The sequence below is a fragment of the Leclercia sp. Marseille-Q4284 genome (genome assembly GCF_916618945.1).
Taxonomy (GTDB): Bacteria; Pseudomonadota; Gammaproteobacteria; order Enterobacterales; family Enterobacteriaceae; genus Enterobacter; species Enterobacter tamurae.
Window position 1 is genome coordinate 167,223 of the sequence record NZ_CAKAKG010000002.1, and the last position, 23,133, is coordinate 190,355.

Here is a 23,133-nt window from a genome sequence, read left to right on the forward strand (position 1 = left end):
CAAAAACCATAATAAATCATAAATATTTTATTTAAAATGAAATTATTCTTTAAAAAGAATAGGTATACACCAATGCTTTAAGAATGAATAATTTGAATTTTAATTTATTTTTTACCCTTATAAAACAGATATTTACAAAGTACACCCTCCTCATTAAGATACACACCCATTTTAATTTCTTTAAATCACAGAGGGACGTGGCAATGAAAAATATAATTACTGAATTAAATGACATAACAAAATCAATATACCGAATATTTCCAACCCTATTAATACTTCCTCCCTTAATCGCAAATTCTGCAGTAATTGATCAATCTACAACGAATGCCCAAACTTTCTCTCAGGATCAGTCCTACACGATTAATGAAGGCGTCGAAATTTCTACAACTAACTCTGGCCCTGCGGTAACGGTGAGTGGAGACGAGACATCCGATATAGAGAACTTTGGGACTATTGCGGCTAATGGTGATGGCATTTCAATTGAATCTATGAAACAGGGTTCTAATTTAGACAACAAAGCAGGTGCACACATTACATCCAGCAATGGGAATGGGATCACCGTTAATGTGATGGGTGGCTCGATCAATAACTCCGGCACTATTACTGGCAAAAATAATGGCATTTTGATTAGCGATCAGGCATCGACCATTATCATGACTAATGATGGCCTCGTCGAAGGGGACACGGCACTCTCCTCTGGAGTGACTATCACATTCACCAACGAAGGTACTTTCAAAGGTAACCAGGGTAATGGGGTCAAGCTATGGGGGGCTGGCAATAGTTTTCTGACCAACAGCGGCAGTATTGAAGGCTCGGAAAATGGCATTCTCGTAACCGAAAATGCAAAAGCGGTCATCAACAATTCTGGCGTGATTAAAGGCTCAGATAGTGCCATCTATTTTGGTAGCAGCAAAAATAACAGCTTGACGCTTGATACCGGATCACAACTCGATGGCGATGTAATTTCCACGGTTTCAACAGGCAACATGCTCGTTTTAAAAGGCTCAGGTAGCGAAGACAGCAACTTTATTGGTATTAATGAAGGCGATGGCTTTGCCTCCCTCACTATGTCAGGCAATGCGTGGGATCTCACCGGGAACATCGATATTATTGGTACAAATGATTCGTTAAAGGTCGATACTGGCAAACTGACCCTCGCAGGTACAGTCAACAACGCTGGTAACACCCTTATCGCCGATGGCGCCACCCTACAACTGGGTAATGGCGCCAAAACGGGTACCTTAACCGGGACGCTGACTAACAATGGGACGCTGGAATTTAACCAGGCCGCTGACTTCACCTTCGCGACCGATATTACTGGCAGCGGCAGCGTAACCAAAACCGATGCCAACATCCTGACCCTGACCGGCAACAACAGCTACACCGGCAATACCCTTCTGCGCAGCGGCACTACGCTGGTCGCCGAAGGCGCAACCCTGGGTAGTTCAGGCAACACCGCCACCCTCACCGTTGATAACGGCGCAACCTTCGCCAGCGCAGGCAGCGTAAACAACAACGTGGATATCCTCAGCGGCGGCGTGCTGGCATCCTGGAATGCCGTGCAGGGGACCGGCGCTTCCACTGCATCCACCGTTAATACCATCAACGGCAACGTTACCAACAGCGGCACGTTGCAGATAGCCGGGCTGAACGACAGCGTGGGTAACGATTTCACCATTAACGGTGACTATACCGGCGTTAGCGGCAGCCTGATCGCCATGAACAGCGTGCTGGGCGATGACAGCTCTGCCACCGACCATCTGACTATCACCGGCGACAGCGCGGGTGAGTCTGGCGTCAGTATCAGCAATATCGGCGGGATGGGCGCGCAGACCGTGAACGGGATGCAGGTTGTCAGCGTAGGCGGTAACTCTGATGCTGCATTTTCACTCTCCAGACCGGTCGTGGTCGGGGCGTGGGAATACAGCCTGAATCAACACACCGATGGTAACTGGTATCTGGAGTCTGCATCTACGGCACCGGCCCCTGCTCCAGACCCTGTCCCGACGCCTGATGATAACAGTGTCGTTCCTGATCCTGTTCCCGCTCCTGATGACAACAACGATGACGGCTATACCCCACCAGAGATGAGCAATCTGGCCCCGGAAGTTGGTGCTTACTTAGGTAACTACCTCGCCGCCCAGGACATGTTCCTGCACAAACGTGACGATCGCGATCAACTGACCCTGCGCAACGAGGACGATCTCAACACCTGGATGTACGTCAAAGGCCGCTATCATGAAAATGATGTGGCAGGCGGCAAAGTCAACTATGACACCACCCAGTACGTGATGCAGGTCGGCAGCGATTTCATCAGCAAGAAGATGGACACCGGCGTGCTGCATAGCGGGATGATGTTCGGCGCCGGTCAGGCCAAAACCGACTCCACCTCAACCGGCAGCAAACGCTCTGCGCAGGGTAAAGTCGATGGCGTGAACGTCGGCGTATACGCTACCTGGCAGGAAGATCAGCAGTTGCGCAAAGGCAGCTATATCGACAGCTGGGCCTCTTTCGGCTGGTATCACAATAAGCTGAGAAGCGACGATCGCAGTGACGAGTCCTATAACAGCCAGGGCTTTGCCGCCTCGCTGGAAGCGGGTCACGCCTGGATTGTTGACTCTGAAAGCGAAAGAACCTGGAAAATCGAACCGCAGATCCAGGCCGTTTACAGCTATCTGGACCAGGATGATCATACCGATGCCGACGGCGTGCGTATTACCACGCTCGATAACGACAGCATTCTGGGTCGCGTTGGGGTGAAAACCAGTTACTTCGATCAGAAAGATGTGCAGGCCTGGCAGCCGTATGTTGCGGTCAACTGGCTGAAAGGCGCCGGACAGAACGATATCGCCTTTAACGGTGAAGCGTTCAGCAACGATACCCCGGATGACCGCGGTCAGCTGGAGTTGGGCGTTACCGGCAAGCTAAACGAGACCACGCTGATCTCGCTGCGTGCCAGCGGCGAATGGGGTGAAAACAGCTACGATGCTTACGGCGGTCATATCCTGCTGAACCACCGCTGGTAATCGTATTACCGAAACGATCGATGCAGTGGCTCAGGCCACTGCATTTTTTTATCAGTTCTTCAGTTCACCCATGGACTTAACCTGATCGCGGTTAATCTGTTCCGTCTGACCGGTTTCGGCATTATCAATAGACATCATTCCAGTATCGTCATCTACCTGCGGCTTCCCGTCGGTGACGATAGTTTTACCGTCAGTGGTTTTCACCGCCTGATTAGATGAACAACCGGCAACGGTGAACAGTGCTGCGGCAGCAAAAATTGAGGTCATCAGAAGTTTAGTTCGCATGGTGTTCTCCCTGCTTTTCAGTTGGATTTAATTATCGACCTGATAATTTTAGGCTAACTGACTGATGGGAGATGGAAAAGCAGAAGGTTCTGAAGAGGAAGGCAGCCATCGTAGGGCGGGTAAGCGAAGCGCCACCCGCCGTCTGCCCGGGGCACTTTCGCTTCCCGGGCCTACGATAACCTGCGTATTACTTGTTAATCTGCGCGTGCATTTCCTGCACCGAAATCACCTTCTCGGTAGCATCCGCGTTCAGCGCCATGGCTGTCGCGAAACCGCCGTTCAGGGTGGTGTCGTAGTGCACTTTGTACTGCAGCGCGCTGCGGCGAATCAGCTTGGAGTCTTCAATTGCCTGACGCCCTTCGGTGGTGTTGATGATGTAGGTATATTCGCCATTCTTGATACGGTCCTGAATGTGCGGACGACCTTCATGCACCTTGTTCACCAGACGCGGGTTGATACCAGCTTCACCCAGCACAATCGCGGTACCGTGGGTTGCATCCAGCTCAAAGCCCTGTTTCAGCAGCTTGGCGGCCAGGTCAACCACGCGCTCTTTGTCCCCTTCACGCACGGAGAGCAGCGCACGGCCCTGCTTCTTCATGGTGGAGTTGCTGCCCAGCTGCGCTTTAGCGAATGCTTCTGCGAAGGTGCGGCCCACGCCCATCACTTCCCCGGTAGAGCGCATTTCTGGCCCTAACAGCGGGTCAACGCCCGGGAATTTGTTGAACGGCAGCACCACCTCTTTCACCGAGTAGTACGGTGGGATGATCTCTTTGGTCACGCCCTGCTGTGCCAGAGTCTGGCCCGCCATCACGCGCGCCGCCACTTTCGCCAGCGGTACGCCGGTCGCTTTGGAGACGAACGGTACGGTACGCGCCGCACGCGGGTTAACTTCAATCAGGTAGACTTCGTTGTCTTTCACCGCAAACTGCACGTTCATCAGACCACGCACCTGCAGCTCGAAGGCCAGCTTCTGCACCTGGTCGCGCATCACGTCCTGAATCTCTTTGCTCAGCGTATAGGCTGGCAGAGAACAGGCGGAGTCGCCGGAGTGAACCCCTGCCTGCTCGATGTGCTCCATGATGCCGCCAATCAGCACCATTTCGCCGTCGCAGATGGCATCCACGTCCACTTCCACCGCGTCATCCAGGAAGCGGTCCAGCAGCACTGGCGCATCGTTAGAGACGCTCACCGCAGTCTGGAAGTAACGACGCAGGTCGGCTTCGTCGTAGACGATTTCCATTGCGCGGCCGCCCAGGACGTAGGATGGACGCACCACCAGCGGGTAAGTGATCTCTTTGGCTTTCTCAACCGCCTGCTCAATGGCCGTCACGGTGGCGTTAGCCGGTTGTTTCAGCTTCAGACGGTCAACCGCCTTCTGGAAACGCTCGCGGTCTTCCGCACGGTCAATCGCGTCCGGGCTGGTGCCGATAACCGGTACGCCTGCGGCTTCGAGGTCACGCGCCAGCTTCAGCGGCGTCTGGCCGCCATACTGCACGATAACGCCTTTTGGCTTCTCGATGCGGACGATTTCCAGCACGTCTTCCAGCGTTACCGGCTCGAAGTAGAGGCGGTCAGAGGTGTCGTAGTCGGTAGAGACGGTTTCCGGGTTACAGTTGACCATGATGGTCTCGTAACCGTCTTCGCGCAGCGCCAGTGAGGCATGTACGCAGCAGTAGTCGAACTCGATGCCCTGGCCGATACGGTTTGGACCACCGCCCAGCACCATGATTTTGTCGCGGTCAACGGACGGGTTCGCTTCGCACTCGTCTTCATAGGTGGAGTACATGTACGCGGTGTCGGTGGCAAATTCTGCCGCGCAGGTGTCCACGCGTTTGTAGACCGGGTGCAGGTTGTACTGGTCACGCAGCTTGCGGATTTCCGCTTCGCGCACGCCCGCCAGTTTAGCCAGACGCGCATCCGCAAAGCCTTTACGCTTCAGCATGCGCAGGAAGTCAGCGTCGAGGCCGTTGATGCCCAGATCCGCGACTTTCTCTTCCAGACGCACCAGCTCTTCAATCTGCACCAGGAACCAGCGGTCGATGTTGGTCAGGTTGAAGACGCCATCGACGGACAGACCGGCACGGAAGGCGTCGGCGATGTACCAGATACGCTCGGCACCGGCGTCTTTCAGCTCGCGACGGATTTTGGTCAGCGCTTCCGGGTCGTCCAGGCTCACTTTCGGGTCGAAACCGGTGGCGCCTACTTCCAGGCCGCGCAGGGCTTTCTGCAGGGATTCCTGCTGAGTGCGGCCAATCGCCATCACTTCACCGACGGACTTCATCTGAGTGGTCAGACGGTCGTTGGCACCGGCAAATTTCTCGAAGTTGAAGCGAGGGATTTTGGTCACAACGTAGTCGATAGAGGGTTCAAACGACGCCGGGGTACGGCCGCCGGTGATGTCGTTCATCAGCTCGTCGAGGGTATAACCTACCGCCAGTTTCGCCGCTACTTTAGCAATCGGGAAGCCGGTCGCTTTCGAGGCCAGCGCAGAGGAGCGGGATACGCGCGGGTTCATCTCGATAACAATCAGACGACCGTTTTTCGGGTTTACCGAGAACTGAACGTTAGAGCCGCCGGTTTCGACGCCAATCTCACGCAGTACCGCCATCGAGGCGTTACGCATGATTTGGTACTCTTTGTCGGTCAGGGTCTGGGCTGGCGCCACGGTGATGGAGTCACCGGTGTGGATGCCCATGGCGTCGAAGTTTTCGATAGAGCAGACGATGATGCAGTTGTCGTTTTTATCACGCACCACTTCCATCTCGTACTCTTTCCAGCCAATCAGCGACTCATCAATCAGCAGCTCTTTGGTTGGGGAGAGATCCAGACCGCGCTCGCAAATCTCTTCGAACTCTTCACGGTTATAGGCGATACCGCCGCCGGTGCCGCCCATGGTGAAGGATGGACGAATGATGCACGGATAACCCACGTCAGCGGCAACCGCCAGCGCTTCTTCCATATTATGGGCAATACCAGAGCGCGCAGTGTCGAGACCGATTTTCTTCATCGCCACGTCGAAACGGCGGCGATCTTCGGCTTTATCAATCGCGTCGGCAGTCGCGCCAATCATGGTCACGCCGAACTCGGCCAGCACACCCTGACGCTCCAGCTCCAGCGCACAGTTCAGCGCCGTCTGGCCGCCCATGGTCGGCAGCACCGCATCCGGGCGCTCTTTTTCGATGATTTTGCGTACCACTTCCCAGTGAATCGGCTCGATGTAGGTCGCATCGGCCATTTCCGGGTCGGTCATGATGGTCGCCGGGTTGGAGTTCACCAGGATAACGCGGTAACCCTCTTCGCGCAGGGCTTTACACGCCTGGGCGCCGGAGTAGTCGAATTCGCAGGCCTGGCCGATGACAATCGGGCCAGCGCCAAGGATCAGGATGCTTTTTATGTCTGTACGTTTTGGCATGGTCTTCTCGGCTCCTGATTATTTAGCGGTCTTACGGTATTGCTCGATAAGTTCGATAAAGTGATCGAACAGCGGCGCGGCATCGTGTGGGCCTGGGCTCGCTTCCGGGTGTCCCTGGAAGCTGAACGCCGGTTTGTCGGTGCGATGGATGCCCTGCAGGGTGCCATCGAACAGTGATTTGTGGGTCACACGCAGGGTGGTCGGCATGGAAGCTTCGTCCACCGCAAAACCGTGGTTCTGCGCGGTAATCATCACCGTGTTGTTGTCGATATCTTTCACCGGGTGGTTACCACCGTGGTGACCGAACTTCATCTTCACGGTTTTGGCACCGCTGGCCAGCGCCAACAGCTGATGGCCGAGGCAGATACCGAATACCGGAATGTCGGTTTCGAGGAAGGTCTTAATTGCGTCGATGGCGTAGTCGCACGGGGCCGGGTCACCCGGGCCGTTGGAGAGGAAGATCCCGTCCGGATTCATCTTCAGCACGTCGTCTGCCGGGGTCTTCGCCGGCACAACGGTCAGACGGCAGCCGCGATCCACCAGCATGCGCAGGATGTTGCGCTTGGCGCCGTAGTCGTAAGCCACCACGTGGAAGGGCAGCTCCTCTTCTTTTTTGGCTTCCGGCAGTTCGCCTGCCAGCGTCCAGCTACCCTGAGTCCAGCTGTAGGCCTCAGTGGTGGTCACTTCTTTTGCCAGATCCATGCCGTTCAGCCCCGGGAAGGCTTTGGCTTTTTCCTGCGCCAGCGCCGCATCCAGGTTGTCGCCAGCGATGATGCAGCCGTTCTGGGCACCTTTTTCACGCAGCAGACGCGTCAGCTTACGGGTATCGATATCGGCAATCGCCACGATGTTATGGCGTTTCAGGTAGGACGAGAGGTCTTCGGTGTTGCGGTAGTTGCTGGCAATCAGCGGCAGGTCGCGAATAATCAGACCTTGTGCATGTACCTGGGAGGACTCTTCATCAGCGGCGTTAGTGCCGACATTACCGATATGGGGATAAGTTAGAGTAACGATTTGGCGGGAATAGGAAGGATCAGTGAGGATTTCTTGATAACCGGTCATTGAAGTATTGAAAACGACTTCCCCAACCGCCGAACCTGTTGCCCCAATGGCCCGACCGATAAACTGGGTTCCGTCTTCCAGAACCAATAGCGCTGACTTAATCAAAACACCCTCCAGAGAATATTCACTCACTTTATTTGCATATTAATGCACAACCATAGTGTGAAGCAATGCAAATCTGCTGCCAGTGGATTTTCGGCAAACGGCGGCATTCTGGAGATTTGGCAGGGGAAAGTCAACTTAAAAAGCGGCTTTTATTTGTAGTTTTTGCGGCACTGATGGTCAGGAAGGTTGTTAATGGGCAAAAAGATCAACTAAATCACGTAAGAAAACGCTTGCGGGTCATTTTTATTGTTAACCCGGCCTTACCAGCCTCAAAAAATGGACCATTTGGTCAAAATTCACAATTTTGAAACAGAAATAATGGAGATAACTTATATTTATAAGCACTTTAAATTAAAAAGACTTAAAACAGACTAAAATTAAAGGGCAATAAATTATTGCCCTCTGCAATCAAGTAATTATGACTGCAATAACCACATCACGAAGGGTAAACTTGATTATAAATTGTTAAGATCGAGCACATCACGCATGTCAAAGAGACCATCTTTTTTGCCTTTCAACCAAATTGCTGAACGAACAGCCCCATTTGCAAAAGTCATCCGACTGGACGCTTTATGGGTGATTTCAACGCGCTCGCCGATATCGGCAAACATTGCGGTATGTTCACCCACGATGTCGCCCGCACGAACGGTGGCAAAACCAATGGTGCCAGGAACGCGTTCGCCGGTATGACCTTCCCGGGTGTAGACCGCACACTCTTTCAGATCTTTGTCCATCGCCTGAGCAATCGCCTCGCCCATCGCCAGCGCAGTGCCGGACGGGGCATCGACTTTATAACGGTGATGCGCTTCGATGATTTCGATGTCGGTGTAATCCCCCATCACCTTCGCCGCCTTCTCCAGCAGCTTGAGCATCACGTTCACGCCGACGCTGAAGTTCGCCGCAAAGACGATCGCAATCTCTTTGGCCGCATCCTGAATAGCCTGCTTGCCTGCATCATCGAAACCGGTAGTGCCGATAACCATGCCTTTACCATGCTGACGGCAAAACGCCAGGTGAGTCAGGGTGCCTTCCGGACGGGTAAAATCGATAAACACATCAAAGTCATCTTTAACCGCCTCGAGGCTGCTCTGGACGGTGACGCCCGTCTTCGCTGCGCCCGCAAGCTCACCTGCGTCAGCGCCCAGAAGCGATGAACCTTCGCGCTCCAGCGCCGCGCCAAGTGCCACGCCATCCATCTGTAGTGCCGCCTGAATAAGCTGACGGCCCATACGTCCGCCCGCGCCCGCTATGGCGACACGGATCTCTGCATCATGCATAGTTATTCTCTTACGTTAAAATGATGTAAACCGTTTTCAGATTAACCAGCCCTGACGAAGGCTGCCACTGAAAACGCCGATAATTAGAATTTAATGATAAACAGGGAGAGATATCAGTGAAAGACATGATCGTCAGCGAAAACCCTATGATTCACGCACCACCAGCGCCGGAGGCAGAATGATACGTTTAGGGGGTTAATCACCATCCTGTTAGTCGAGCGCATAGGTTACCACCAGCTGCCCCTTTTTCATCTTCAGCCCGAGGATCTGCACCATCCCAATATCCGCCAGCTGTTTAACGTGCGTTCCTCCGCACAAGTATGCCGGGAGCTCGCCAAAGCGGACCTTGCGTCTGCCCGCTTCAATTTCGGTATGGCGAAGCAGGTTGTCGGCTTTCCAGCCGTCAATCATTGCCATCAGAGCGCTGGCATCAGGCAGAAGGCCCTGAGGCTCACCGGGCATAAAGGTAATCCGCCCTTCACCGGGCCAGTGTTGGGCTTTTACCGGCTTCCAGCCAAACTGCTCGCCGGCATAACCAATCAAATGGCCTGCGCTGTGCCAGCGGGAGTGACGTTCTCTCACCTCTTCATCGACCTGCATCTCCACCTCACCTGGCGCCAGCGCGCCGGACACGATGTGGACGATCTGCTCTCCGCGCAGGGAGACTGCTTCTACCGCCATCCCGTCGAGCGTTCCCCGATCTGCTGGCTGCCCGCCCCCCTGCGGATGAAAAAGGGTCTGGTTGAGCTCAATGGCGTAACGGCCGTCAGGCTCTTCAGTGCAACGGATCACCTGTGCCCGGCCTGCTGTCGCGTCACTTGAGTAATAAAGTCGTTCTGTCATGGTTGCTCTCCTCTGTAGCCTGACAGTATATTCGTCACTTGAATGTCGATAATCTGCCGCTCACACATTGCACTCTTGCCTGGTATGCACAAATGAAACCTGCCCTGCTTCCCGATCTCGCCACTTTCGTCACCATCGTAGAGCAGGGTAACTTTTCAACCGCAGCTCGTCTGACTGGCGCAACGCCCTCCGCAATTAGCCGCTGTGTTTCACGTCTTGAAAAAGAGATGGGATGCAAATTGCTGCACCGCACCACGCGCAAGCTGGCCCTTACCGTGACCGGAAAATCGGTTTATGAACATGCGCTGGATATGCTGGACGCGGCACAGCAGGCGATGGATTCTGGCAGCAGCCTGCAGACCGTTGCGCAGGGAAAGCTCACCATGAGCGTGCCGAAAGCCGTGGGACGTTTTGTGATCCATCCTTTAATCCCGGCATTCCTTGAGCGCTATCCGCAAATAGATGTCTGTCTGCGTCTGGAAGATCGTTATATGGATTTGATCGACGACGGCGTCGATCTGGCGTTACGGATCACTACTACCCCCTCCCCTGGCCTGTACGGTAAACCGCTGATGTCGGTCACCCATGTTATCTGCGCCACGCCAGAGTACCTTCGTCGCACGGGAACACCCCAACATCCGCACGATCTTCGGGAACACAGCTGTATCTCGCTCGGTGAAACCCCAGCCGATTCACGCTGGAAGTTTGCTTTGAACGGGAAAACGGAAACGGTACAGACCCACGGACGTTACGCCGCTAACCACACGGGTGTGAGGCTGGATGCGGTAAAGTGCAGCCTGGGAATCGGGAGTATACCGCTGTTCACGGCGCGTGAAGCGCTGGAAAGCGGGGAAATTGTGCAGGTACTGCCGGAGTGGGAGTTTATCAGTAGCTATACGGGCGATCTCTGGCTGCTGTGGACGCGCAACAAACATATGCCTGCCAGGATGCGGGCAATGATCGACTACCTGAATGAAAAAAATGCCAGTCATTCAGTGACTGGCATTTTTTAAAGTTTACTTAACTTCGCGGGCATCAATTCGCAGCTCTTTCGGGACTTCGAAGACGATATTCTCTTCGCGCCCCGCCAGCGGGATGGCTTCTCCGCCGCCCAGCTCCTGCAAACGGGCAATCACGTTCTGCACCAGAATATCCGGGGCAGAAGCTCCCGCCGTCACGCCAACACAGGCAGCATTCTTGACCCAGGCTTCCTGAATATCGGTCGCATCGTCAATCAGGAATGCGGCTTTGCCCATTCGCTGCGCCAGTTCGGCCAGACGGTTGGAGTTTGAGGAGTTTTTCGAGCCGACAACCAGTACCACATCTGCTTGCTCCGCCAGGGCGCGCACCGCTTCCTGACGGTTAGTGGTGGCGTAGCAGATGTCATCCTTGCGCGGGCCAACGATTTTCGGGAAGCGCTGACGCAGGGCATCGATAACATCAGAGGTGTCATCCACCGAGAGCGTGGTCTGGGTCATAAACGACAGCTTCGCTTCGTTTTTGACGTTCAGCGTCAGCACATCATCCGGAGACTCGACCAGGTACATGCCCCCTTCCGGGTTGCTGTACTGGCCCATGGTACCTTCCACTTCCGGGTGACCGGCGTGACCAATCAGGATCGACTCTTCACCGCGACGGCTGGCGCGTGCCACTTCCATATGCACTTTGGTGACCAGCGGGCAGGTGGCATCAAACACGGTCAGATCGCGATTTTTCGCTTCGTTACGTACCGCCTGGGAGACGCCGTGGGCGGAGAAGATCAGGATTGCGCCATCCGGCACTTCATCAATCTGCTCAATAAAGATCGCCCCACGGGTACGCAGGCTATCCACCACATAGCGGTTATGCACCACTTCGTGACGGACATAAATCGGCGCGCCGTAAAGCTCCAGCGCGTTTTCAACAATGCTGATAGCGCGGTCTACTCCGGCACAGAAACCGCGCGGGTTAGCCAACAGGATCTGCATTCACATCCTCCAGTACCGGGTCAATTTCCAGCACTTCAACATCAAAATGGACGGTACGCCCGGCGAGCGGGTGGTTGAAATCGACGGTAATGGAGTCGCCGTTGATCTCACGGATCACGCCAGGCATTTCGCTGCCATCCATAGCGGTAAAGAGCATGATTGCCCCGATTTCCGGTTCGCCCGCATCCATAAATTCACGGCGCGAGAAGTACTGAATCAGGTCCGGGGACGGCACACCAAACGCGGCATCCGGCTCCAGAGTGAAGGCTTTTTTCTCGCCCTCTTTCAGGCCCAGCAACTGTTGCTCAAGACCTTCCGACAGAGAGGTATCGCCAAGACGAAACAGCGCCGGTTTGCCGTTGTTGCGGGTGGACTCTGCGGTGGAGCCATCATCCAGTTTCAGCGTGAAGTGAACCAGCATCGCGCTGTTGCTCTGTACGGATTTAGACATGCAAATTGCTCGCTAATTTTGCCCGGTGGCGCTGCGCTTACCGGGCCTACGACGATCGTAGGCCGGTGCAAGCGCAGCGCCGCCCGGCGGGTTTTGTTACGCCTGCTCTTTCGCTGCGGGTTTAGGCAGGAAGCCTTCCAGCACAATCATCGCCGCACCGATACAGATCGCCGTATCGGCCAGGTTGAAGGTGGCGAAGTGCCAGTTGCCGACATAGAAGTCGATCATATCGACCACAAAGCCATGCCACAGACGGTCGAACAGGTTACCCAGCGCGCCGCCAATGATCAGCGCGTAGGCGATGTTATTCAGCTTCTGCGTGGCTTTGCTGCGGTACATCAGCACCGCCAGAACCACACAGATACCGAGAGCGATACCCGCGAAGAACCAGCGCTGCCAGCCGCCGCTGTCAGCCAGGAAGCTAAACGCCGCGCCATAGTTGCGCGCATAATGCAGATTAAGTGACGGGAACAGCGGCATCGTATCCCCCAGAGCAAAGTTCTGGAGGATCAGGTACTTGCTGCCCAGATCAATAATCAGCACGACTACTACCAGCCACAGCCAGCGCAGCCCTGTTGAAGAGAGTGATTTACTCATCAGGCAAACTTACGTTTTTCGCCATCACCGGCGACGTTGCTGACACAGCGTCCGCAGATCTCTGCGTGTTCCGCCACCTTGCCGACATCAGTGGTGTAATGCCAGCAACGCGGACATTTCTCACCATCGGCTTTCACCAGCGCCACCTTCAGCCCTTTGAGCAGTTCGCTCTGCTGGGCATCTGCGCTCGCGTCGGCATAATCCGCAACATTCGCACCGGAGGTCAACAGGACAAATCGCAATTCATCGCCCAGCGCCGTCAGTTTCGCCGCCAGCTCAGGTTCTGCGTACAGGGTTACTGCCGCTTCCAGAGAGCCGCCCACTTTTTTGTCGGCACGCGCCTGCTCGATCACCTTGTTCACTTCGCCGCGCACTTTCAGCAGCTCGTCCCAGAAGCTGTCGTTCATGGCTTCGGTCTCTGCCAGGCCAAACAGGCCCTGGTACCACTCGCCGGTGAAGACATACTTCTCACGATCGCCTGGCAGGTAGCCCCAGATCTCATCCGCAGTGAAGGACATGATCGGTGCCATCCAGCGCACCAGCGCTTCCGCGATGTGGAACAGTGCGGTCTGGCAGCTGCGACGCGCCACGCTGTCCGCTTTGGCGGTGTACTGACGGTCTTTAATGATGTCGAGATAGAACGAGCCCATCTCGATGGAGCAGAAGCGCATCAGACGCTGCACCACTTCGTGGAAGTCGTAAGACTCGTAGGCTTTCAGGATATCTTCCTGCGCCGCTTGCGCGCAGCCTACTGCCCAGCGATCCAGCACCACCATCTCTTCCGGTTTCACCATATCTTTTGCCGGATCGAACCCATTCAGGTTCGCCAGCAGGAAGCGCGCGGTGTTACGGATACGACGATAGCTGTCGGCAGCACGTTTCAGGATCTCATCGGACACCGCCATTTCGCCGGTGTAGTCAGTTGATGCCACCCACAGACGCAGAATATCAGCGCCCAGTTTGTTCATCACATCCTGAGGAGAAACGGTGTTACCGATAGATTTGGACATCTTGCGGCCCTGACCATCCACGGTGAAGCCGTGAGTCAGTACCTGACGATAAGGTGCCTTGCCCTTCATGGCGGTGGAGATCATCAGGGATGACATGAACCAGCCACGGTGTTGGTCAGACCCTTCCAGATACATATCGGCAGCGTGACCGGCAAATTCCGGACGCACATCAACCACAGAAGAGTGGGTAGAACCGGAGTCAAACCAGACGTCCAGGGTATCCGGCACTTTCTCGTAGTTGTCCGCGTCAGCGCCGAGGATGTCGCGGGAGTCGAGATCCCACCACGCCTGAATGCCGTCGACTTCGACGCGCTTCGCCACTTCTTCCATCAGTTCCAGGGTGTTCGGGTGCAGCTCCTGCGTCTCTTTATGCACGAACAGAGACATCGGTACGCCCCAGGTACGCTGACGGGAGATACACCAGTCAGGACGGTTGGCAACCATGGATTCGATACGCGCCTGGCCCCAGTCCGGGATCCACTGCACGCCTTTGATCTCGGAAAGCGACTGCGCGCGCAGGCCTTTCTGATCCATGCTGACGAACCACTGCGGGGTCGCACGGAAGATGATCGGTGACTTGTGACGCCAGCAGCACGGATAGCTGTGCTGCATTTTTTCAACGTGCAGCAGCGAACCGTTGTCGCGCAGCATGTTGACGATGATGTCGTTGGCTTTAAAGACGTTGATGCCGTCCAGCGTCGGATATGTGCCTGGCAGATACGCGCCGTCCGGGCCAACCGGGTTGGCGATCTCCAGACCGTATTTCAGGCTGATGCTGTAGTCGTCCGGGCCGTGACCACCGGCGGTATGCACCGCACCGGTACCCGCTTCCAGGGTGACGTGTTCGCCCAGGATCGCTGGCACATCGAAATCGAGGAACGGGTGCTTAAAGCGCAGATGCTCCAGCTCAGCACCTTTAACGGTACCGAGAATACGGTATTCGGTGATGTTCGCGCGTTTCAGCACGCTCTCCACCAGGTCTTTCGCGAGGATCAGCGCGCGACCTTCAACCTGTACCAGCGCATAGTCGAACTCCGCAGAGAGGGAGATCGCACGGTTGGCAGGCAGGGTCCACGGGGTGGTAGTCCAGATGACCAGCGAGATTGGGCCTTCTACGCCCGGCAGACCAAATTTGCCCTGCAGCGCATCCTGATCGACGCCTTCAAAGGCCACGTCGATGGATGGAGAGGTTTTGTCGTAATACTCGACTTCCGCCTCAGCCAGCGCCGAACGGCAATCCACGCACCAGTGCACCGGCTTGGCGCCTTTATGCAGGTGGCCGTTGCCGATGATTTTGCCCAGCGCACGGATGATGTTGGCTTCGGTTTTGAAGTCCATGGTCAGGTACGGGTGTGACCAGTCGCCCAGCACGCCCAGACGGATAAAGTCTTCACGCTGGCCGTCAACCTGGGTGGCTGCGTATTCGCGGCATTTGGCGCGGAATTCGGCGGCGGTGAACTTCTCGCCCGGCTTACCGAACTCTTGCTCCACTTTCAGCTCGATCGGCAGACCGTGGCAGTCCCAGCCTGGCACGTAAGGCGAGTCAAAGCCCGTGAGGCCTTTGGACTTCACGATAATGTCTTTCAGAATCTTGTTTACAGAGTGACCAATATGAATGCTGCCATTCGCATAAGGAGGGCCATCATGCAGGATGAAGGTTTTTTTCCCTTTTTTGGCTGCACGGATGATGCCGTACAGGTCATCATCGGTCCAACGCGCCAGCATTCCCGGTTCACGCTTGGCGAGATCGCCGCGCATCGGGAACCCTGTTTCCGGCAAATTCAGGGTTGATTTATAGTCACTCATCAGATTCTCGGTTCCGTATTTATATCTCAGGCATTAAGCCGGGTTTGATAGCCCAAAAATTTCGCGGGCTGTTAACTCATCTCTCGCGATTTGCGCTTTTAGCTCATCAAGCGAGGCGAATCGCTGCTCATTGCGTATTTTTTTACGCAGGATTACATCTATATGGCGACCATAAAGGTCCATTACAACGTCCAGCAAATGCACTTCGAGCTGCTGGCGTACGCCAGCCACTGTCGGACGGGTACCAATATTGGCAACGCCGGGCAGGGGCTTATCGCCCAGCCCCGTCACTTCTACCGCAAAGACCCCTTTTACCGGGGAAACCTGACGACGCAGCGGTAAGTTCGCCGTCGGGAAACCAATGGTGCGGCCCAGTTCATCGCCATGCACGACGCGCCCGGATATAGAGAACGGGCGACCGAGCAGGGTTGCGGCGGTATCCAGATCGTCGTCAGCCAGCGCCTGGCGTACTGCCGTGCTGCTGATGCGTACACCGCCTTCGCAGAAGGTCTGGGTGCTGGTGACGTCAAAGCCATACTCCAGGCCAGCCTTCTGTAATAGCAAGAAATCCCCCTGACGACCAGCGCCAAAGCGGAAATCATCTCCCACCGCCAGAAAGCGCACGCCAAGGCGATCCACTAACAGGTCGCTGACAAAATTTTGTGCCGTCAGGGCGGCGAAGCGCCGATCAAAACGGACGCACAGGACGTAGTCCACGCCGCACTGCGCCAGGTAACGTAACTTTTCACGCAGACGGGTCAGGCGCGCAGGCGCCTTCTCGCTGGCAAAAAGCTCCAGCGGCTGCGGCTCAAAAATCATGACTACTACCGGCAGACCTCGTGCCCGCCCCTCTTCACGTAACCCCTGCAACAGCACCTGATGCCCACGATGCACGCCGTCGAAATTACCAATAGTCAGCACACACCCGTGTGGGGCCTGACTGAGATTATGTATGCCGCGTATCAGCTTCATGACTGGCTCAAAACAGTGAAAATCGCCAAAGTATACCTTGTACAGCGGTTAAGGTTAACCGGCGATTGTTCACGCAAAACAGAAAGCCGTAATGATTTCATCAGGGTTGCCTTTCACAGCGAAAAAATCTGGCTGCAGATGAGGATTTTTGTATCGAAAAGCTGTATTCAGGAGAGACAAGCTGGTAGAATCCTGCGCCATCACTACGTAACTTAGCGTCGCTTATTAACGGCGCTTATTTGCACAAATCCATTGACAAAAGAAGGCAAAGAGGGCATATTCCTCGGCCTTTGAATTGTCCACATAGATCATATTTGGGAGTTGGACTTGGCTAATATCAAATCAGCTAAGAAACGTGCCGTTCAGTCTGAAAAGGCTCGTAAGCACAACGCAAGCCGTCGCTCTATGATGCGTACTTTCATCAAGAAAGTATACGCAGCAATCGAAGCTGGCGACAAAGCTGCAGCGCAGAACGCATTTAACGAAATGCAACCAATCGTGGACCGTCAGGCTGCTAAAGGTCTGATCCACAAAAACAAAGCAGCGCGTCATAAAGCAAACCTGACCGCGCAGATCAGCAAACTGGCTTAATCGCCACTTGTTGTTGCTTGTTTAAAGAACCCGCTTAACGCGGGTTTTTTTATGCCTTCAGATTGCCGGTGGCGTAAACAGCGCCGAGTAGTCACGGTTACAGATACGCTGTACCGCCGGATGCTGAATCATTCTTTCCGCAAATATCGCGTGATACTCCTCCATTACGTTATCCACCCTGCCAATCTCAGTAATCCCGATGTCCGAATAGAGATCCTGCGCGTAAAGCGTCGGGGCAACGAAGATCGCGTTGTGCGCTTCGCCAAAGGCCTTCATCAGCGCCGCATCATCAAATTCACCCAGAATCTCGACCTTCAGCCCCTGGGAATTAAACCAGTTCAGCAGCTTGCGGCCGAGCATGGAGCGTCTGCCGGGCACCAGCAGACGGCGCTCTTCCAGACAGGCGGGAAAGGGTTTTACCGGCGGCGGGTTGATGCACCAGAAGCTCACCCCACACTCGCCAATCTTCACTGAGAACAGCCCTTCCTGCTGGGTGGAGTCGATCGGGCAGTCGGAGATAATCATATCCAGCTTATGCTGGCTCAGCTGCTCGAGCAGCATCTCGTGGGTGGATTCAAAGCAGCGCAGGTGGATTTGCTCATCTTCAACCACCGCCGCGTCCAGCACGCCGCTGACCAGCCGTTTTGACAGCGCATCCGCGACACCGACGTCAAAGAGCAGGTTCGACTCCTTGCGGTAGTTGACGATATCAAGCATCTCCTGGCTCAGGGTGAACATTTTGTCAGCGTAGCGAAATACCAGTTCGCCGAGCTCGCTGGGTTCGATTCCGCGTCCCTTACGCTTGAATAACTTCCCCTGCAGGCGCTCTTCCAGGGCTTTGATCTGCCCGGTAATCGTCTGCGGCGTCAGGTAGAGCGCCTCTGCAGCGCCGACAACCGAGCCCTGCTTGTAGACATGCCAGAAGTAGTAAAGATGGTTGTAATTCAAATGAGACATCGTGAATTCACTCCCTGATCGTAAATCGGGAGAAGGCTCCCCTTCCCCCGCTTTCCTGTTATGCCTGGACGACCTGTCCGGACAATTTTACCTTCAGCAAGGTATAACCTGTCACCGCAGCCAGTAATGACCCGATGAGAATGCCGAGTTTTGCCCAGACGATAAGCTCAGGCGCATGCGCGCCAAACGCCAGCGTCGAGATAAAGATCGACATGGTAAATCCAATTCCGCACAGCACGCCCACGGCAGTTATCTGCCTGAAGGTGGTGCCGTGCGGCAATGATGCCAGCTTCAGTTTCAGCGCCAGCCAACAGAACAGGCTGATACCTAACGGCTTACCGATAAACAACCCGGCAATGATGCCCAGCGGAAGCACTGACGTCAGCCCGTCCAGCGTCACCCCGCTAAGGGAAACACCCGCGTTAGCAAAAGCAAACAGCGGCAGGATCATAAAGGCCACCCACGGATGAAGCACATGCTCCAGCTGGCTGGCAGGTGATTTGCCATTTTGCGGTTTAAGCGGTACGAAGAAGCCGACGATCACCCCTGCCAGCGTGGCATGCACGCCCGATTTCAGTACCGCAGTCCACAGCACCATCCCCACCAGCACGTAAATGCCGATACGGCGTACGTTGAACAGGTTCAGCAGCGCCAGCACTGCAATAGCGCCTGCAGCAACGCTCAGCGACAGTATCGACAGTTCACTGGTGTAGAACAGCGCGATAATTACAATAGCGCCAAGATCGTCAATGATAGCCAGCGCCATCAGGAAGATTTTCAGCGCTGCCGGAACGCGGCTTCCCAGTAGTGCCAGTACCCCAAGGGCAAAGGCGATATCCGTTGCCGCCGGGATTGCCCAGCCGTGGCGCGCCACCGGATCCTGCCAGGTAAACGCCAGGAAGAGCAGCGCCGGAACGACCATTCCACCCAGCGCGGCAATGACCGGAAACGCCGCACGCTGGCGGCTGGCAAGCGAGCCCACTATCAGCTCGCGTTTCACCTCAAGCCCCACCAGCAGGAAGAACACCGCCATGAGCGCATCGTTGATCCACAGCAGCATGTTCTTATTAATTTCAAGCGCCCCAACCTTCAGCTCTACGGGCGTTTCCAGAAACGCATGGTAGAACTCACGGGTGATACCCAGGTTGGCCAGCACCATCGCGGCGGCGGCAGCGATAATCAGGATGATGCCGCCGGACGCTTCACTGCTAAAGAAACGGTGTAATAATTTCACTTAAGTTCTCTCTTTTACAACAATACCTCGATAAAACCATAATACCAAGCCCAACAACTCGGCAAAAACAGATTAATATTGAGTATAAATTCAGTTTTACCGAGCAATACCCACAAATAGAAAAAGCCCGGAATCGCTTCCGGGCTTTTTTAAAAATGAACGTCAGCTAATGGATTAGCGAGTCAAATCGTCAAAGAATTTTTTCACGCCATCAAAGAAGCTTTTGGAGCGCGGACTGTTGTTCTCACCCGTTGGGCCGCCAAAGCTCTCCTGCAATTCTCGCAGCAGCTGCTTCTGTTTCTCATTCAGGCCAACCGGGGTTTCGACCACCACGCGACACAGCAGGTCGCCCTGTGCGCCGCCACGGACCGATTTCACGCCTTTACCACGCATGCGGAACAGCTTACCGGTCTGGGTTTCACCAGGCACTTTCAGGTTCACGCGACCGTCGAGGGTTGGCACTTCGATTTCACCGCCCATCGCCGCCATCGCAAAGTTGATCGGCACTTCGCAGTACAGGTTGTTGCCTTCACGTTCGAAAATCGCGTGCTGCTTCACCTGCACCTGAACGTACAGATCGCCTGCCGGTGCGCCATGCTCACCCGCTTCGCCTTCACCAGACAGACGAATACGATCGCCAGTATCCACGCCTGCCGGAATTTTAACGGACAGGGTTTTGCTCTTCTCAACGCGACCGTGACCGTGGCATTTGTTGCACGGATCCTTGATCAGCGTACCGCGGCCCTGACAGTGCGGACAGCTCTGCTGCACTGCAAAGAAGCCCTGACGCATCTGTACCTGGCCGGAACCGTGACAGGTTGGACAGGTCTGCGGTTTGGTACCCACTTTCGCACCGCTGCCGTGGCAAATGTCACACTCTTCCAGGGTTGGAATGCGGATCTCTTTCGTTACACCGCGTACGGCCTCTTCCAGCGTCAGCTCCATATTGTAGCGCAGGTCTGCGCCACGGGCTGCACGCTGACGACCGCGGCCGCCACCGAAGATGTCGCCAAAGACGTCACCAAAGATATCGCTGAAATCTGCGCCGCCGCCACCAAATCCGCCGCCACCGCCCATGCCGCCCTGTTCAAACGCAGCGTGGCCATACTGATCGTAGGCCGCACGTTTCTGGGCATCGGTCAGGATTTCGTAGGCTTCTTTGATCTCTTTAAATTTGGCTTCGGCCTCTTTGTCACCCTGGTTGCGGTCCGGGTGAAATTTCATGGCCAGGCGCTTATACGCCTTTTTGATTTCACGCTCTTCCGCTGTTTTGGAAACGCCTAAAATCTCGTAATAGTCTTGCTTAGCCATCTTGTTTTATCTGCCCCTAACATGCGTGCACGGGCGGAGAGGAAACCTCTTCGCCCGTGCCAGTGTATTACCCGTTCAAAGGGCGATTATTTTTTGTCTTTCACTTCTTCAAACTCTGCGTCGACAACATCGTCATCTTTCGCGTTGTTTGCTGAAGCGTCAGCACCCGCGCCAGCCTGCTGCTGTGCGTGTTGCTGCTGCGCGATCTCCATCAGCTTCTCGGAAACCTGAGCCAGCGCCTGCATTTTCGCTTCGATATCGGCTTTGTCTTCGCCTTTCAGGGACGCTTCCAGCGCGCTCAGTGCAGACTCGATAGCGGTTTTGTCGTCAGCTGGCAGTTTGTCGCCGGCTTCTTCAACCTGCTTACGGGTGCTGTGCAGCAGATGGTCACCCTGGTTGCGGGTCTGAACCAGCTCTTCGAACTTACGGTCAGACTCGGCGTTAGCTTCCGCTTCGCGAACCATCTTCTGGATCTCTTCTTCGTTCAGACCGGAAGAGGCCTTGATGGTGATCTTCTGCTCTTTACCGCTGTTTTTGTCCTTCGCGGAAACGTGCAGGATACCGTCAGCATCGATGTCGAAGGTGACTTCGATCTGTGGCATACCGCGCGGTGCCGGGCTGATACCATCGAGGTTAAACTGACCCAGATCTTTGTTATCTGCGGCACGTTTACGCTCACCCTGCAGCACATGGATGGTTACCGCAGACTGGTTGTCTTCAGCGGTAGAGAACACCTGGCTGTGCTTGGTCGGGATGGTGGTGTTTTTGGCGATCAGCGCCGTCATCACACCGCCCATGGTTTCGATACCCAGAGACAGCGGGGTAACGTCCAGCAGCAATACGTCTTTAACTTCACCAGTCAGAACGCCACCCTGAACGGCAGCACCGATAGCAACGGCTTCGTCCGGGTTAACGTCTTTACGCGGCTCTTTACCAAAGAATTCAGCCACTTTCTTCTGAACCATTGGCATACGGGTTTGACCACCCACCAGGATAACGTCCTGGATTTCGGAGACGGACAGACCCGCATCCTGCAGAGCAACTTTCAGCGGCTCGATGGAACGGTTAACCAGGTCTTCAACCAGGCTTTCCAGTTTCGCGCGAGTCACTTTGATGTTCATGTGTTTTGGACCGGTCGCGTCTGCAGTGATGTACGGCAGGTTCACGTCGGTCTGCTGCGCAGAAGAGAGCTCAATCTTCGCTTTTTCTGCGGCTTCTTTCAGGCGCTGCATGGCCAGCGGATCGTTACGCAGGTCAATGCCCTGATCTTTCTTAAACTCGTCAACGAGGTAGTTGATCATACGGCTGTCGAAGTCTTCACCACCCAGGTGGGTATCACCGTTGGTCGCCAGAACTTCGAAGGTTTTTTCGCCGTCAACTTCGTCGATTTCGATAATGGAGATATCGAAAGTACCACCACCGAGGTCATATACCGCGATAGTACGGTTGCCGACTTCTTTATCCAGACCGTAGGCCAGTGCCGCTGCGGTTGGTTCGTTGATGATACGTTTGACTTCCAGACCCGCGATACGGCCCGCGTCTTTGGTTGCCTGACGCTGAGCATCGTTGAAGTATGCCGGTACGGTGATAACCGCTTCAGTTACCGGTTCGCCCAGGTAATCTTCAGCCGTTTTCTTCATTTTCTTCAGCACTTCAGCAGAGATCTGCGGCGGTGCCATTTTCTGACCTTTAACATCAATCCATGCGTCGCCGTTCTCAGCGCCGATGATTTTGTACGGCATGATGGCTTCATCACGCTGCACTTCTTCGTCCTGGAAGCGACGGCCAATCAGGCGTTTGATCGCAAACAGGGTGTTTTGCGGGTTTGTCACTGCCTGACGTTTAGCCGGCTGACCAACCAGAGTTTCACCATCCTGGGTATAAGCAATGATAGAAGGCGTGGTGCGATCGCCCTCGGCGTTCTCCAGCACACGTGCAGTGGTGCCATCCATAATCGCTACACAAGAGTTGGTAGTACCCAGGTCGATACCAATAATTTTACCCATCTAAACGTCTCCACTAAAAATTCAGTCAACATGTGGTTGTGTACCTGTAATAAGGGCAGAAGGTGCTTTTTCAACTGTCCAGATTTGAATTTTTTCAGGTCCACACACTGCGGTTGACTACAAGATGGGGTCGCAACGGCATCCATCAAGGGGGAAGGATAAAAAAATTTTTAATTTCACCCTGATTAGATCATAGACGGCGCTGATGCCGCCCATTATGA

At 54.8% G+C, this 23,133-nt stretch carries 18 protein-coding genes and 1 pseudogene; 4 read left to right on the top strand and 15 right to left on the bottom strand.

Annotated elements, in window-relative coordinates; genetic code table 11:
- The first annotated feature begins 203 nt into the window (after positions 1-203).
- Entirely contained in the window at positions 204-3,026 is a 2,823-nt protein-coding gene (locus LG383_RS15530) for an autotransporter outer membrane beta-barrel domain-containing protein (protein ID WP_370635169.1), read from the top strand.
- 51 nt (positions 3,027-3,077) lie between these two features.
- Here LG383_RS15530 and LG383_RS15535 read toward each other — a convergent pair whose 3' ends face one another.
- From LG383_RS15535 to carA, 3 genes are all read right to left on the bottom strand, one after another.
- Positions 3,078-3,311 carry a YgdI/YgdR family lipoprotein gene (locus LG383_RS15535; protein ID WP_106994198.1) on the bottom strand — a complete coding sequence of 78 codons (234 nt, stop codon included), beginning with the start codon at positions 3,309-3,311 and terminating at the stop codon, positions 3,078-3,080.
- Positions 3,312-3,498: 187 nt separating this feature from the next.
- Entirely contained in the window at positions 3,499-6,723 is a 3,225-nt protein-coding gene (carB, locus tag LG383_RS15540; protein ID WP_106994197.1) for a carbamoyl-phosphate synthase large subunit, read from the bottom strand.
- Positions 6,724-6,741: 18 nt separating this feature from the next.
- A complete protein-coding gene (gene carA / locus LG383_RS15545) occupies positions 6,742-7,890 on the bottom strand; it encodes a glutamine-hydrolyzing carbamoyl-phosphate synthase small subunit (RefSeq protein ID WP_225759597.1) in 1,149 nt (382 codons plus the stop codon).
- A gap of 65 nt (positions 7,891-7,955) precedes the next feature.
- Here carA and LG383_RS15550 point away from each other — a divergent pair, with 65 nt between their 5' ends.
- Positions 7,956-8,198 carry a hypothetical protein gene (locus LG383_RS15550; RefSeq protein WP_225759598.1) on the top strand — a complete coding sequence of 81 codons (243 nt, stop codon included), beginning with the start codon at positions 7,956-7,958 and terminating at the stop codon, positions 8,196-8,198.
- 147 nt (positions 8,199-8,345) lie between these two features.
- Here LG383_RS15550 and dapB read toward each other — a convergent pair whose 3' ends face one another.
- Positions 8,346-9,167, bottom strand: coding sequence for a 4-hydroxy-tetrahydrodipicolinate reductase (gene dapB, locus LG383_RS15555; RefSeq protein ID WP_106994194.1), 822 nt, complete (start codon positions 9,165-9,167; stop codon positions 8,346-8,348).
- 210 nt (positions 9,168-9,377) lie between these two features.
- Positions 9,378-10,010, bottom strand: coding sequence for an alanyl-tRNA editing protein (locus tag LG383_RS15560; protein ID WP_225759599.1), 633 nt, complete (start codon positions 10,008-10,010; stop codon positions 9,378-9,380).
- A 92-nt stretch (positions 10,011-10,102) separates the two neighbouring features.
- On the opposite strand from LG383_RS15560, the gene LG383_RS15565 reads away from it, so the two are divergent.
- A complete protein-coding gene (locus tag LG383_RS15565) occupies positions 10,103-11,023 on the top strand; it encodes a LysR family transcriptional regulator (RefSeq protein ID WP_225759600.1) in 921 nt (306 codons plus the stop codon).
- A gap of 3 nt (positions 11,024-11,026) precedes the next feature.
- On the opposite strand, the gene ispH is transcribed toward LG383_RS15565, so the two are convergent.
- The 6 genes and pseudogenes from ispH to LG383_RS15595 all read right to left on the bottom strand — a co-directional run bounded on the left by ispH (position 11,027) and on the right by LG383_RS15595 (position 17,039).
- A complete protein-coding gene (gene ispH, locus LG383_RS15570; protein WP_106994191.1) occupies positions 11,027-11,977 on the bottom strand; it encodes a 4-hydroxy-3-methylbut-2-enyl diphosphate reductase in 951 nt (316 codons plus the stop codon).
- Positions 11,958-12,428: an FKBP-type peptidyl-prolyl cis-trans isomerase gene (gene fkpB, locus LG383_RS15575; protein WP_106994190.1), complete on the bottom strand. Its 471-nt coding sequence runs from the start codon at positions 12,426-12,428 to the stop codon at positions 11,958-11,960. The genes ispH and fkpB overlap by 20 nt, the downstream gene beginning before the upstream one ends.
- 96 nt (positions 12,429-12,524) lie before the next feature.
- Entirely contained in the window at positions 12,525-13,025 is a 501-nt protein-coding gene (lspA, locus tag LG383_RS15580) for a signal peptidase II (protein ID WP_106994189.1), read from the bottom strand.
- Entirely contained in the window at positions 13,025-15,841 is a 2,817-nt protein-coding gene (gene ileS / locus LG383_RS15585) for an isoleucine--tRNA ligase (RefSeq protein WP_106994188.1), read from the bottom strand. Before ileS ends, lspA begins: the two co-directional genes overlap by 1 nt.
- Before the next feature lie 33 nt (positions 15,842-15,874).
- Positions 15,875-16,813 carry a bifunctional riboflavin kinase/FAD synthetase gene (ribF, locus tag LG383_RS15590; protein WP_106994187.1) on the bottom strand — a complete coding sequence of 313 codons (939 nt, stop codon included), beginning with the start codon at positions 16,811-16,813 and terminating at the stop codon, positions 15,875-15,877.
- Positions 16,814-16,820: 7 nt separating this feature from the next.
- Positions 16,821-17,039, bottom strand: a pseudogene (locus tag LG383_RS15595) (DUF2575 domain-containing protein).
- Positions 17,040-17,140: 101 nt separating this feature from the next.
- Here LG383_RS15595 and rpsT point away from each other — a divergent pair.
- Positions 17,141-17,404, top strand: a complete 264-nt coding sequence (gene rpsT / locus LG383_RS15600; RefSeq protein ID WP_012015991.1) for a 30S ribosomal protein S20 — start codon at positions 17,141-17,143, stop codon at positions 17,402-17,404.
- 57 nt (positions 17,405-17,461) lie between these two features.
- On the opposite strand, the gene nhaR is transcribed toward rpsT, so the two are convergent.
- From nhaR to dnaK, 4 genes are all read right to left on the bottom strand, one after another.
- On the bottom strand, positions 17,462-18,361 hold the full coding sequence (gene nhaR / locus LG383_RS15605; RefSeq protein ID WP_106994186.1) for a transcriptional activator NhaR: 900 nt from the start codon (positions 18,359-18,361) through the stop codon (positions 17,462-17,464).
- Positions 18,362-18,419: 58 nt separating this feature from the next.
- A complete protein-coding gene (gene nhaA, locus LG383_RS15610) occupies positions 18,420-19,595 on the bottom strand; it encodes a Na+/H+ antiporter NhaA (RefSeq protein ID WP_106994185.1) in 1,176 nt (391 codons plus the stop codon).
- A gap of 174 nt (positions 19,596-19,769) precedes the next feature.
- Positions 19,770-20,906, bottom strand: a complete 1,137-nt coding sequence (dnaJ, locus tag LG383_RS15615) for a molecular chaperone DnaJ (protein WP_106994184.1) — start codon at positions 20,904-20,906, stop codon at positions 19,770-19,772.
- Positions 20,907-20,992: 86 nt separating this feature from the next.
- The gene (gene dnaK, locus LG383_RS15620; RefSeq protein WP_106994183.1) at positions 20,993-22,912 is read right to left on the bottom strand and encodes a molecular chaperone DnaK; all 1,920 of its coding nucleotides are present in this window, start codon (positions 22,910-22,912) and stop codon (positions 20,993-20,995) included.
- Between the last annotated feature and the right edge of the window lie 221 nt (positions 22,913-23,133).